Below are 13567 nucleotides of genomic sequence, written 5' to 3'. Positions count from 1 at the left end.
GGTACCTTAACACTTTTCATATCCTCTATATATCATTGTACTCTCCTTGCGCGGTCAACTCAAAATTTGACCCATTCTCGCATGGACAGTCTGTACATTCCAAGCTATGATATAAGCAGGGATTCCCTGTAAGCGTAACCTTTATTTTATGTCTACACTGGCAGAAAGGGTATAATGCTCATGAATACAAAAATAGTCTTTGCGCGCTTTCTCGCAATTGTTATACTCGTTATCCCAGGCTTAATGGCCATGAAGGGCTTCCTCATGATGAAAGATGCCTTATTTCTATATTACGCGGAGCACGGAAACGACCTGATCGCTCCCGGATTCCAGTGGCTTTCCTTCTTGGGTGGGCTCGTGCTTTTTGCGGCAGGCATGAGTTTTCTCGGCGGCTGGATTCTGTTTCGCGACCGCAAACGCAATTATGTAGGACCACGTTTTCGCTCCAAAAAACAGTCAGAACAGATGGAAACACCCGGAAGCACTTCATGATTCCGGGCTTTTTTGTTTTCTGCGCATGATTAGAAATGCTTCATTCATACAAGGCATCTCGAAGTTTAGTGGACATGCGTGATTCTTTCGAAGATGATTTCAGAATCGTTCTGCGCAATGTCAGATTGCTGGCTTGTAGCCGTTCTGCTTCTGTCAGTAGTTCTGTAAATAATGCCTGCGCAGCTTCATCCAGCTTGCCTTGTTTATTCAGCTCCTCATATCGTTGCTTCAGTGAGGTTAATGCTTCGTTCATTGGTAACACCTCTTTTCAGATAACTCTAGTGGCTCCAGCTTTCGGAACCAACATCGTAACCATCCATATAGTAACACAAACCGATTTATATTAGTTCTGGCTCTTTCCAAAGAAGATGTGGTAATCTGTAATGGTCGCTTTTTTTGAATTCCGTATGCGAGAGGGGTAGCAGCACCGTGCAAACTGGACGTATTACCGTAATTACTGGACCCATGTTCAGTGAAAAATCTGGTGAACTTATTCGCCGTTGTCAGAAACTTATTCAATTTGGCCGTAAAAAGGTCGTTGCCTACAAACCAGCCGAGGATGATCGATTCGCTCAGGACGAGATCGTAAGCCGGATCGGCTACAGACTTCCTGCCCATTCCATTCCCCGGCAATTAACGCCGGAATCCGTAGAGACCATTCTGAATCAAACCATAGATGCCGATGTTGTTGCCTTTGATGAAGTTCAGTTTTTCAGCAGTGCCATCATGGAACTCGTTTCCGAACTGGCTTACTGTGGCAAACATGTGATTGTGGATGGACTGAACATGGATTATCGCGGAAAAGAATTCGGATATATCGGTGGCCTGCTTGCCATGGCTGATGATATTGAGAAACTTTCTGCATTCTGCGCGGTATGCGGCAGCCCGGATGCTGCCTTTACACAGCGAATTGTCAACGGAGAACCTGTTACATTGGGTCCAGTTGTCATGATCGGCGATTCGGAGGCTTATGAGCCCCGCTGTCGTTGCTGCTTTATTCCTCCTCATAAAGTGGAATGCCCGTCCTAAGATACACTCAGCACCAAAGCCCAATTGGGCTTTTTTTTATTGTCAGCAACAGAACAGGCACAAAAAAGCACCGCTGTGTGCGATGCTCTCCAAATCACTTCCCGCTAGTCACGGGAAACAAAATATTTGTTGGTCATGTAATATGCGTCGCCACGTGACGTTTCTACCATTCCTTTTTTGGCATCCAGGAATACAATCTCTTTACATTTCGTGCAATACCATTTGGTACGTTTATAAGGAGATTCTGTGACGTAGGCCGTGCCGCATTTACAATCAATTTTCATCAATAGCTCGGTGGATTTATAAGCACTGGACAGACGTTCCAGGTTATCCTGCTGCTGTGTTGGCATGATCGTCTGCTGATAATCGGATAAATGATTTTGAACCTTAAAGTCTGCGACCAAACCTGCATTTAACCCAAAAAACTCTTTGCCGATCTCCGTTACGAAGCGTCTCTCATTTCTATAACAATCGAGCCATTCAACAATCTGCTTATTAGACAGTGGAACCGTACCCTTGATACCGCTATTTAAGGTGTAGGTCATGATGTATAAAGTATCGTCTTGTCTTCCTGAGTACATTAGAATCCTCCTTCGAATACATTTGCTAATGTACTACAAAAACGCGCATAAATCAAAAAAATATTGTTTCCTGAGCGCATTTCTTCTTATTAAATGGGAAACATACCTCTCTCATCTGCTATTGTCTTACAAGAACTGCATACACCTGTAACATTTCCCTGTGGAGCGGCATAATACACGACCCTTTTCACATGTTTCCTGCAAATGGAACAGTAGTTCCTCCTTTCCTTTTTTGGAGTGTAGTCCGATAGCTTCACTACGTTTTGCTGCCGCCGAAACCTCCGTAAAAAACCTAGCCAATTCATATTCGCTTCACTCTTTCTTATGCGCTAGCCTTGTCGTCGTTTTTTCCTTGGCCTGCAAAAATCGCGCCACCTGTTATGTATACGATTCCAAGTTGTGCGTGCCGATCTCATATTTTATTCGACGTTTCGGGTGTTTTTCCTGTTTTAATCTCAGTACATATTAAAAAAAACCGTAGACACCAGTATTCTCTACACCCGAGAAACAGCGGCCTAATCGGTTTTTTCAGTCATCGTTTTATTTATAAAATGTGCCCAGTACGTCGAGATCCGATGAACGCTCTATGCGAAAAGGATAGATGAACCCCTGTTTCAGTTTAGCGAACTTTCGTCCCCACAGATCCAGTCCGGATGTAAACTTATAAGCCTGATATATGAATTTGGAACAATAATTTCGCTCGACACTTAGAAGGTTCGTTTGCAAGCGGTAGAATTTTACCTGCTTATAATGTTCTTGAACCCATTCTGCTGCCCGAATACCCACCTGATGGAGCTTGGAACGGAACACAATGAAGCGATCTCCTTCATAAAAACGAGTGAGATACCAGTCCAATGTATCCGCAAAAACCGGCCCGTAAGGATGCACATGATACACCTTTCCGTCCAGACCAATAATGCCCATATGCCCGGCATAATAAGTTGATTCCGAGCTTGGCGTATAGACGATGTCCCCTGGCTCAAGCTTCAACGATTTTAATTCACTGAGAGGCATATCCTGCTGTTTCCTTTTTACAGCGGCACGTTTACGTCGGCCCTCGACCAATAAATGATGCAGTGCTCCGGCTGTAGCAAGATAAACCTCGGACCATTTCACTCGTTTCATATTCACGCGTTGAAGCAATCGCTGAATGAAAGTCGTATTTTGTTGTCCGGATGATGAACCTTTTTTCATTGTTGTACTCCACCCTTGTCGAAATGTAATCCGGTTTTGAGTCCCTAAGCTAGCATGCAAGACGTGAAAACCTGTTATTATACGCGCAAGCCTCTTGTAGATGTTGATTATAGACGGTTTAGAGCTGATCTTCAATCCAAAACCTGTTTAAAGACTGTTCTATCTTGTGCAATTCTAACTACTTCATACGCGCATGGTACAAAAAATAACCTCGGAAAATTCCCGAAGTTATTTTAAGTTCAAGTCTTGTTTCGACTTAATATTAACTACTCCACAACACCAAGTGCTTTGTTTTTTTCTTTGAAGCGACTGTTATGAGAAGAGACATAAGCTACTTTTTCGGCTTCCGGATCCATGTATAACTTCGCACTGTTAACAGCTAGAGCTGCATCTGTAAATGTACCCGCGATCAGATACAATTTGCTTCCATAATCGACGAAATCACCCGCGGCAAAAACGCCAGGTATGTTCGTTTGCAATCTTTCGGTTGTGCTCACATGCCATTCACCCAAGTCTAATCCCCAATCACGAATGGGACCAAAATCACTCTTCATGCCATGATTGACAATCACCGCATCCACTTCAAGCATCTCCGTCTCTCCGGTTTCCATATGTGTAACGGTTACCTGTTCAATCATATCCCCGCTTATGCTGTGTAACTTCTCAATTGCGTAGGGTGCGCGCACGTCAACTGAGGATTCTTTCATACGCGACACGTTCCGCTCCAGTCCTCCGAAGTGATCACGTCGATGTACGACCGTTACCTGCTGAGCCAAGCTCTCTAGCTCATTCGCCCAATCCACAGCGGAGTCTCCCCCGCCCGAGATTAACACTCGTTTACCGCGGAAAGGCTCGAGCTCTTGCACCGTATAATGTAGATTGGATACTTCATAGCGGTCTGCCCCTTCAAGCTCCAGTTTCGCCATTTTGTATATCCCGTATCCTATTGCCAAAATGACAGTGCGTGTCCAGTGTTGCTCACCTGTAGCAGAAGTTAGCAGAATGGTGCCATCCGGTTTACGTTCAAATCCTTCAATCTGTTGTTCAAACACAAGTGTCGGTTCAAATGTGCGCGCCTGCTGCTCCAACTGTTTAATCAGATCTTCACACAGGATGGGTGTTACCCCTCCAACATCCCAGATCATCTTTTCCGGATAAAACAGCATCCGTCCACCCAATCTGTCGCGTGCCTCAATTAATTTCGTTTTCATATCTCGCATACCGCTATAAAAAGCAGAGTACATGCCTGCCGGGCCGCCTCCGATAATCGTCACATCATAAAGCTCTAATTCTTGATTCATCTCTACAGGACCTCCATCCACTCGACTATGGTAGTTATTCATGTGATATTGATTCTCATTATCGTTTAAGTCTAATGGAAATGGGTTCAAATTACAATCACAATATCATTTTCGCCTCCTGCGTAACTTTATGTGCGCGATTTCCTCTTCATTTATTGTGCTCTTGGAGCAGACAAAAGTTTATCTACAACAAAATCGAGTTGTTTATTGATGGAATAGATGTCTGAATAATAAAAGAAATCAAAATCAATCTCGATCAACCGACCTTCTTTTACTGCCGGAATACTGCTCCATATAGGGTTATCTGTTAGAACATCTGCCCCTTCATACACAGAGCGGAACACATAGTCACCTATGTATTCTGGAAGAACTTCCATTGAGATTGTAGAGCCATCTTCGTCTGATACGACATCGATTTTGTCTTGTACTACTTTAGGAGCTTTCATCTCCAAATACTCATAGACTGCCTGAGAACCCCGACCAAATTGCTTGCTCTCCACAACGACCATACCTTTTAGTCCGCCTTCAATAATGGAAATGGTTTTATCCAATATACCAGCGTCTGCAAGAGTTTTTTTACTCTCTTCCACTTTGCTGTTAAGGTTGTTAATCAAGACTTCAGCTTCCTTCTCTTTGCCAAAAATGCTGGCTATGCTGTGAAGTCGTTCTTCCGTTGTCATTTTCTCGTACGGAATATACACCGTAGGTGCGATATTTTTCAACGTGTTATATGTTTCTTCCGACGGAACAATAATCAGGTCTGGATCAAGGTCAATGACCGCTTCAGGGTTCGGTTCGAACCAGGTACCGAGTGAATTTACACCTTCAAGCTCACTCTTGTAAGCAGCCCCGTCGTATACATCCGATGTAGCGATTGGCTTGACTCCAAGTGCAACCACATCACCTTGAAGATACAGCACAACAACTCTTTTCGGATTAGCCGGAACGATAACATCACCTTTTATGGTCGAGACCGTGCGTGTTTCTTTATCTTTGTTTACTTGACTTCCCGTCTCTGATGTTACTGATGAACTACTGTTAGTCGAATTAGCACCCGTTCCTTCTCCAGCTGAAAGTGTATTGGCGGTACCTGAAGAACAGGCCGTAAGGAGCATCGTTAGACTTAATATTGCAATCATGATCATGCTGGAACTTGAATTTTTTCTTTTCATTGGTGTGGACCCTCCGTTTATATATCGATAATGATTATCATAATCAATATATCTTGACTTCAATGCCCAGCCAATGGACGATTCGGATACGTGCAATGGACGATCTTCTATTCGGCGCAATTCCTTCATCTTCTTTTGATACAGGGTTGGAGACATGCCCACATGTTTCTTGAAAATTCGGCTAAAATAATATACATCTGAATAACCAACCTCTGCAGCGATATCACCAAGCTTTGCATCTGAACGTACAAGTAAATCCTGAGCCTTGCCGATTCGCGTCTGAATTAAGTAATCGATGGGACTGTAACCCGTCTTTCGTTTGAATCGCATAGATAAATGACGCGAGCTAAAATTGAATTGTTCTGCTAGAAAATCAAGTGTAACCTGTTCTCTATAATGCTGATGAATGTATTCAAGCGTCTGTTTCACCGGATCAACAACTTCGGTTTGAACCTCTTGTGCAGCTAGCTGAACCATCAGTTCATGAATGAATTGGTAAAACAGACTCTTCGTATGAAGCAGGTTCAAATTTGATTGTTGCGCCCATACTTTCTCCATCTCATGAAGATATCGTAACAATTTCAACGGACTACTCGGTGTAAATCCATATTGTAAGGATAACGGAGCACCTAGAGTCTGTCCCTGCGACCACCTTTTACGATAATTGGGAAATGCTCGAAATGCTCTGTAATACAACATAATATATTCGAACTCTTCATCGTTCTTTATATTTAATATTGATCCTTTGGCTCCATGAAGTATAAAAAATGGTTCTGATCTATACTTATGTCCGTTCAATTGAAGGTCGGCCGACCCTCGAATCGAATATATAAAACAAGCAGCAGGCAGTGTATATGATCCATGTTGTATTTCGTTCTTTAAGACGATACGGCGTATATCCAGCACCTTCACGGCCGCATAATTCCAATATTGCATCTGTTCGTTTAATTTCATCATTTCTCTCCAATCCCCGTTTCTCCTGAAACAATAACCGCTGAAAATTTCTCATACACCCTCTTCTCATACACACTCATTGATAACCATTATCAATTATCCTGATAAAGTTCGCAATACTTTACGTAAAGTAATATTTTTGTGATCAGAAAGAAGCTTTATTTCTCTCCCTTATCAACCGATATATGTATAAAAGGCCATGACCATACTAAAGAGGGAGAAGGTAAAATGAATTCAATTTCACCTGTAACCAAAAGCAGTTTCACCCCACCAGCCAGCCCTACCTCCAATCGAGATAAAGAAATTCAAGGGTTGATGCAGCAGAAAGTAAAATTCAATGAACAAATCCAGATTGTTAAATCCAATGATGAGCTTGATATCAAAACAAAAGCAGAACGCATAAAATCCTTAACAAGTTCCATTGCGCAGATTGATAGCCGAATAGCCCAAATTAAAGCAGAAGAAATGGAAGAGAAAAACAAGTTACAACAGATGGATCAGACGAAGCAACAACAATCCAAGCCGGAAGAACAGCAACAGACTCCGTCGATGAATCATCTTATGAAGCATAGTCAGACGTACGATCAGATGGGAAAGCTGGTTGGTTTGCGGGATAAAATGCAAAGTTCTATTTATACTATCGAGGGGGAAACCCGGTTTGACCGGATTGTGCTGGAGTACGATACACACAGCGATCTTGGCAAAACGCAGATGCTGGAAAACGCTAAACGCACTGTTTTTCAGAAAAAAAGAGAAGTTGTGCAGGAGCTAGAGTCCCACATAAGTAAAACAAATCATAAGCTCGGAGAGTTGGTAGACGAAATTCATAAGCCTGGACGTCACGATTCGGGACAGTTCCCCTCATCTGTAGGTTCGCGCAAAGAAGAGTCCCAAGAGATTGACCGAGGAAAATCGGCGGTACCTACGTTGAAAGACAGTGCTCCCGATGTAGAACAATCAGAAAAAGGACACGTAAGCAGCTCTGTACCAAACAAAGCAGGTGCATCGGCTACTTCGGCTTATTCTTCTGTAGACATTCGTATCTAAGGAAGGTGAATTATGGTTAGACCTAAACGGATGTAGACCTGTAAAGAAAATATACATATTGTGAGATGGTTTTAATATTACCTTTTATATCACCTAACGATCCTTCATTGCTTCACATCTTGTGATTCTTTTGTATCGATCCATCTAATCAGACAACCGCTGTTTTTGGAGAGTTGTTCTCAAAATCTCGGCGTTTTTTTTGTCATTCACCATGGATGGATAATTACTCTGGGTGATTCGACTGCCACCTATATAAGCTTCAATATGATTACTTCTCCTCGAAACGATTAACATTAACCTATGTAGTATCTAAGTTTAGGCACAACTAGGCCCGCACAGCCTCCCCCTCCATGTCATTCGAACAAATGATGCTGCCATTGATGGATTTGCAGCTTTTTTTCACACGAGTTGCCTCATGTACGATTTGATTCATATTTTCATATTTTTGGTAAAGATTGGTTACAACTGCGATGGATACCGATACTAAAGGAATAGGTCGATTCAATCCAGAGCGTCCCTCACCCATCACATATTGATTGTTCCAGTCCTGTTCGTTGTAGAAACTTTTTTTGATCTCCTCAAACTGGACAATAACATCTTCACAGACTTGTTTGTATTGATGGTGGTTTAGAATGGCAATAAAATCATCCCCGCCAATGTGGCCTAGAAAAGCCTCTGCTACCCCAAAATGCTCACGGAGTAAAGTGGCCGTTGCTTGGATAAGCTCGTCCCCCATTTTGAAACCATAGCTATCGTTATACGATTTGAACTGATCCAGATCAATGTATAGAACACTGAACTGATCCTGTTTAAGTACTTGAACTAATCGATCATCTATAATTCGATTGCCAGGAAGCCCTGTTAACGGATTCATAAAAATCGCCATTTCCGCTCGAACATCCGCAACCTCTAGCAGTAATCGCCGAATACTCACCGCCCCATGAAATCGACCTCCAGATGTTACCAGAACCAGATCATACAGATCCGCTTCTTCACGCTTCATCGCCGCCACGCTGACATCTGTAATCTGTTCCAAATAATCTACGACTAGTGCGTTTAGGTTCATAAGCAGCTTCACAGGACGCCCCATGTAGAGATTGTAACCATATTGTGAGCCGATCTGTTGAAAAAAACGTGTTCGCATCATCAATGAAATTCCTTTTTTCCCTTCAACCGCTACACCTTCCAGATTTGGATTGGATTTAAACAGTTGATATAAGGCATCACACTTGGTTTCTGGCAGTACGACTGGAATCGGTTCAGCAATTTCACCTATTTGAGTAAACACATAAATCAACCCCTCGCCATATCGTCAACCATGTCACTTTTGATCTATCCGTGGTCACATCGTACCACTTTTTACCTAAAAAAGCGTTAACTTCAGGTAAATTTTTTCGAAAAAACACCAATCCTTTGCTTAAATCTGTAAACTTTTTAGGTAATAAGTCACATATCCACTTTTTCGTGTTGTTCAATATGCTGAGTGATAATACAGTCCATTCCGTGTCCAAAATAAAACACACCCCTTCGATACTCGCCAGAAGCGATTGAACGAAGAGGTGTAAATTATTTTTACTCCGAATCCTTTCAGCTAACCTTATGCTCAATTCTCAGCTTGTCAGCAACCATCGCAATGAACTCACTATTCGTCGGCTTGGACTTGCTGATATTGATCGTGTAACCAAACAGGTGGCTGATGCTGTCGATGTTGCCGCGTGTCCATGCCACTTCAATGGCGTGACGAATGGCACGTTCGACGCGAGACGGCGTCGTTTTGAACTTTTCGGCAATGGCCGGGTACAACGTTTTGGTGATGGCGCCCAAAATTTCGATATTGTTGTATACCATCGTAATGGCTTCCCGCAAATACTGATAACCTTTAATATGCGCAGGAACTCCGATTTCATGTATGATTGACGTGATGCTGGCATCCAGATTTTTGTGTTTGCCCATCTGTACAACATTAGATTTATTGATATACATGGAGGAAGAAGAACCGCTGCTTGTAGACATTGTCGTTTGCGTGCCTACAAGCTGACGCACCCGATTCGCCAGTACTTCCATGTCAAATGGCTTGAGAATATAATAGGAAGCTCCGAGTTGCACAGCACGCTGTGTGATGTTTTCCTGGCCGAATGCAGTGAGCATAATTACTTTGGGCTGCGGAGACAGGTTTAAGCCGCGCAGGCGTTCCAACACTCCGAGTCCATCCAGATGAGGCATGATAATATCCAGAATTAACACATCCGGTACATCCCGAGTTTGTTCCAGCAATTGCAATACTTCTTCACCGTTGTATGCAATACCGGTCACTTCCATATCTTCCTGTTCGGATATATATTCGGCGAGCAAATTCGTAAATTCACGGTTATCATCGGCCAGCAATACCTCAATTTTTTGCAAAACGGTATCCTCCTTTTATTTAAAACCTCGTATTTTACAATTTCGTACATTTCCTTACACGTTAAATTTTCGACACGCCAAGTGAAATTCCTTCTGTCGAAAATTATTTTTCTTTATTTTTTTTTCTTGATCCTTTATAATAAATATTTTATTTCAGCATACGATATAATATGTTTACTTTCGACAAAAAACCTTAAAGCTGTTTAACCAGCCTTAAGGTTTTTCGCTTGACCTTTTTTCATCATTACACCAGCATCTTGGAGCATCCATTCAATGAAGCATCCATAACCGGATTTCGGATCATTCACAAAGACATGAGTCACTGCGCCAATAAGCTTGCCATCTTGAACAATCGGGCTACCGCTCATTCCTTGAACGATGCCACCCGTCTTATCGATCAGTTTAGGGTCTGTAATACGCAATACCAACCCTTTTGTCGCTGGCTCCGATTGATCGGCAACATGCACAATATCGATGGTGAATCGTTCAACCTGTTGCCCATCGACCACAGTCAAAATTTCAGCCGGTCCCTCCTTCACTTCATGTGAAAAAGCGACAGGTATTCCTTGCGAATACAAGCTATGTTCCGGATTCTGAGACATCTTACCGAAGATACCAAAAGCCGTATTACGCTCAATGTTACCTAAAATTTTGCTTTCTTTAAGAAAATGGGCTCTTTTCTCACCAGGATCACCAGTTTCACTTTTGGAGATGGATGTAACATTAGATTGTACAATTTGTCCACTGCCTACAACGATGGAGGTTTGAGTATTCATGTCCGTGATGACATGACCTAACGCCCCATAAACGCCTTGATCAGGTGCATAGAAGGTAAGCGTACCTACACCAGCTGCCGAGTCTCGAATGTACAATCCCAGTCTCCATGCTTTATCTTCTGCATCATACGCCGGGGTTAACTTGGTTTTAATGGTTTCATTCCCCCGTTTTAGCACAACATCAATACCTTGATTACGTTTACCAGCAAGTTCTACGGCCTCGGATACACCCGATACACCATCCAGACGTTTGCCATCCATATGTGTAATCAAGTCACCTAATTTAATCCCAGCCGCTTCACCTGGTGATTTTTGTTCATCCGGATTAGAACGAACGAGATGATGCCCAACAACCAGGATACCTGCAGATTTAACTTTGACGCCAATCGTTTGACCCCCTGGAACAACACGCAGATCAGGAATTACGTTTACATTAACCGTTTTAACGGGAATTTTCCCCCATAGCTTCAAGGTTAGTTTAGCATGTCCCGTCTGCTGAGGATGAAGATGTAAAGGTTCCTGACGAGTAACCTTGATTGCAGACTGATGATCCAGTCCAACGATATCCGGCCGATCTACGACAGCGCTTGAAGCGGCTGGTACTGTAAGCCTGACGTCTGCTTGCCTGCCCGCAAAGACCTGCACTTCATCAGGCAGAGAAGCATAACTCTGCATCGGCTGTACAACCTGGCTAAGTACACATAGAAAGAAGGCAAATAAAAGACCTAGCAATTTTTTCCTGAGGGGGGAATTCAATGGCTGTCACACTCCCTTTGCTTCTTTCGCTTGACGAAAGGTGGTCGCCAATTGCGTACCTATAAGATAACCCCGCCCCCAGGCTTTTATTACTGTCAAACATTACGCCAGCCGTCCGTTTCACCCTTTTTTGGCTTCCGCCAAATTCAGCATTTCTTGCGCATGATGCAATGTTTTTTCTGTAATTTCCACACCACCGAGCATACGTGCCAACTCTTTCACTCGGCCTTCCTCGGACAGCGATTCCACTTGAGTCATCGTGCGTCCGTCGTAAACATGTTTCTCGATCAAATACTGATGATCCGCCATACAAGCTACTTGTGGCAAGTGTGTTATTGAGAATACTTGACACGTCGAAGACAGACGATGAAGCTTCTCCGCAATGGATTGTGCCGCCCGGCCGCTAACCCCTGTATCCACCTCGTCAAAAATCAATACCGGAATGCGGTCATGACGAGCAAATATGCTCTTCATCGCTAGCATGATTCTGGATAATTCTCCGCCTGAAGCGATTTTACCTAGTGGCCGAAGAGGCTCACCCGGGTTAGGGGAGATCAGAAATTCCGCATTGTCGGCCCCTTGGCGGCTGAACCTGATACGGCGTCCATTCCATTCAATGCCCTTTGGATCTTCAGCAGGCACGATCTGAACACGCAGTGACGTGCGTTCCATCTGCAGATCCTTGAGCTCACTTTCGACCTGAGCAGCCAGTTCCTCCGCACATTGTTTACGCACTTTACTTAGCTCCTCAGCCGATTCCATCACAAGCACAAGCAGTTTGTCACGCTCCGTACGAAGCTTCTCCAAACGCTCATCTTTGTTCTCTAGCTGGTCGGTCTCATGACTAATCTGTTCATAATAATTCAAAATGAGTTCTACGCTATCTCCATATTTGCGTCTTAGTCCAGAGATCAGATTTAATCGTTGCTCCACCTCTTCCAGTCTGCCGGGATTAAATTCGATTCGCTCCCGGTAATCCCGCAGTTGAAAGGTGACGTCTTCCAATTGATAAAAAGCAGACTGTAGTTGCTCTACAATCGGCTGCAATCTTTTGCTGTCATATCCAGAGATATCCTCAATTTGGGATAACGCAATGCTTATCGCTTCTAATCCGCGTTGTCCACTCAGTAAATCGTATGCACCCGAAACACTGTCCATCATTTTCTCGCTATGGGATAGTTTGACCCGTTCTTCGCCAAGTAATTCATCTTCCCCTTGGGTAAGACCAGCCGCAGCGATTTCTTCCAGTTGAAAACGGTACATATCAAGAAGTTGGTAAGCCCGCTGGCTTGACTCTTGTAGCGCCCGCAATTCCTTCTCAGCTGCAATAAATTTGCTGTAGCGCTCCTGGTATTTAGCTTTGACGGGGCCGATTATATCGGAGCCATACGTATCCAGCAACCCGAGATGACTTTCTGCACGAAGCAGACTCTGATGCTCATGTTGACCGTGAATGTTGATCAGCTTCTCGCCCACTTCGCGTAGCATTGTCAAATTCACAAGCTGTCCGTTAATCCGTGATGTACTTTTACCCTGCGTGTTCAATTCACGCCGAATCACCAGATGTTCCTCGGGCTCACAGTGAATACCCAGCTGCTCCAGCGTATTCCACACCGGATGACTAGGCTCCATCTCAAACAGCGCTTCCATCTCTGCTTTGTCACATCCGTACCGAATCAGATCTGCTGAACTCCGTCCTCCCGCGATCAAGCCGAGAGCATCGATGATAATGGATTTACCTGCACCGGTTTCCCCAGACAACACATGAAATCCCGGATGAAAGACCACATCGACTTCTTCCACCACGGCGAGATTGCGAATTGATAATGTAACTAACATCTGCAAAAACACCTCCGGCTGAT

12 protein-coding genes are annotated in these 13567 nt (G+C 43.6%); 3 read left to right on the top strand and 9 right to left on the bottom strand.

The genetic code is table 11. The annotated features are described in order from the left end of the window. The first annotated feature begins 174 nt into the window (after nt 1-174). Complete coding sequence (locus H7T88_RS11545) at nt 175-492, top strand: DUF2627 domain-containing protein (protein WP_090922472.1); 318 nt, start codon at nt 175-177, stop codon at nt 490-492. A gap of 40 nt (nt 493-532) precedes the next feature. Here H7T88_RS11545 and H7T88_RS11540 read toward each other — a convergent pair whose 3' ends face one another. Next, nucleotides 533-745: a hypothetical protein gene (locus tag H7T88_RS11540; protein ID WP_154888469.1), complete on the bottom strand. Its 213-nt coding sequence runs from the start codon at nt 743-745 to the stop codon at nt 533-535. Nucleotides 746-921: 176 nt separating this feature from the next. Between H7T88_RS11540 and H7T88_RS11535 the strand changes: the two genes are divergently transcribed. Continuing rightward, on the top strand, nt 922-1521 hold the full coding sequence (locus tag H7T88_RS11535; protein ID WP_090922476.1) for a thymidine kinase: 600 nt from the start codon (nt 922-924) through the stop codon (nt 1519-1521). A 104-nt stretch (nt 1522-1625) separates the two neighbouring features. Here H7T88_RS11535 and H7T88_RS11530 read toward each other — a convergent pair whose 3' ends face one another. The 4 genes from H7T88_RS11530 to H7T88_RS11515 form a co-directional block, all read right to left on the bottom strand. Beyond that, a complete protein-coding gene (locus H7T88_RS11530; RefSeq protein ID WP_090922478.1) occupies nt 1626-2102 on the bottom strand; it encodes a hypothetical protein in 477 nt (158 codons plus the stop codon). A 540-nt stretch (nt 2103-2642) separates the two neighbouring features. Next, a complete protein-coding gene (locus H7T88_RS11525) occupies nt 2643-3296 on the bottom strand; it encodes a hypothetical protein (protein ID WP_221788534.1) in 654 nt (217 codons plus the stop codon). A gap of 266 nt (nt 3297-3562) precedes the next feature. Continuing rightward, nucleotides 3563-4597, bottom strand: a complete 1035-nt coding sequence (locus tag H7T88_RS11520; RefSeq protein ID WP_221788533.1) for an NAD(P)/FAD-dependent oxidoreductase — start codon at nt 4595-4597, stop codon at nt 3563-3565. Between the two features lie 152 nt (nt 4598-4749). Further along, nucleotides 4750-6726, bottom strand: coding sequence for an AraC family transcriptional regulator (locus H7T88_RS11515; RefSeq protein ID WP_260510849.1), 1977 nt, complete (start codon nt 6724-6726; stop codon nt 4750-4752). Between the two features lie 225 nt (nt 6727-6951). Between H7T88_RS11515 and H7T88_RS11510 the strand changes: the two genes are divergently transcribed. Further along, complete coding sequence (locus tag H7T88_RS11510; protein WP_221788532.1) at nt 6952-7770, top strand: hypothetical protein; 819 nt, start codon at nt 6952-6954, stop codon at nt 7768-7770. Between the two features lie 325 nt (nt 7771-8095). Here H7T88_RS11510 and H7T88_RS11505 read toward each other — a convergent pair whose 3' ends face one another. From H7T88_RS11505 to recN, 4 genes are all read right to left on the bottom strand, one after another. Continuing rightward, nucleotides 8096-9058 (bottom strand): GGDEF domain-containing protein, encoded by a 963-nt coding sequence (locus H7T88_RS11505; protein WP_221788531.1) that lies wholly within the window; start codon nt 9056-9058, stop codon nt 8096-8098. Nucleotides 9059-9357: 299 nt separating this feature from the next. Beyond that, complete coding sequence (spo0A, locus tag H7T88_RS11500) at nt 9358-10173, bottom strand: sporulation transcription factor Spo0A (protein WP_221788530.1); 816 nt, start codon at nt 10171-10173, stop codon at nt 9358-9360. A gap of 203 nt (nt 10174-10376) precedes the next feature. Next, nucleotides 10377-11705, bottom strand: a complete 1329-nt coding sequence (gene spoIVB, locus H7T88_RS11495; RefSeq protein WP_221788529.1) for a SpoIVB peptidase — start codon at nt 11703-11705, stop codon at nt 10377-10379. Nucleotides 11706-11825: 120 nt separating this feature from the next. Further along, a complete protein-coding gene (recN, locus tag H7T88_RS11490; RefSeq protein ID WP_090922495.1) occupies nt 11826-13544 on the bottom strand; it encodes a DNA repair protein RecN in 1719 nt (572 codons plus the stop codon). Nucleotides 13545-13567 lie beyond the last annotated feature (23 nt).

It is taken from the genome of Paenibacillus cucumis (ex Kampfer et al. 2016), from assembly GCF_019748695.1.
In the GTDB taxonomy this organism is placed as follows: domain Bacteria; phylum Bacillota; class Bacilli; order Paenibacillales; family Paenibacillaceae; genus Paenibacillus; species Paenibacillus polysaccharolyticus.
The sequence above is the reverse complement of the archived record's forward strand: the minus strand, read 5'-3'. Positions and strand labels throughout refer to the sequence as shown.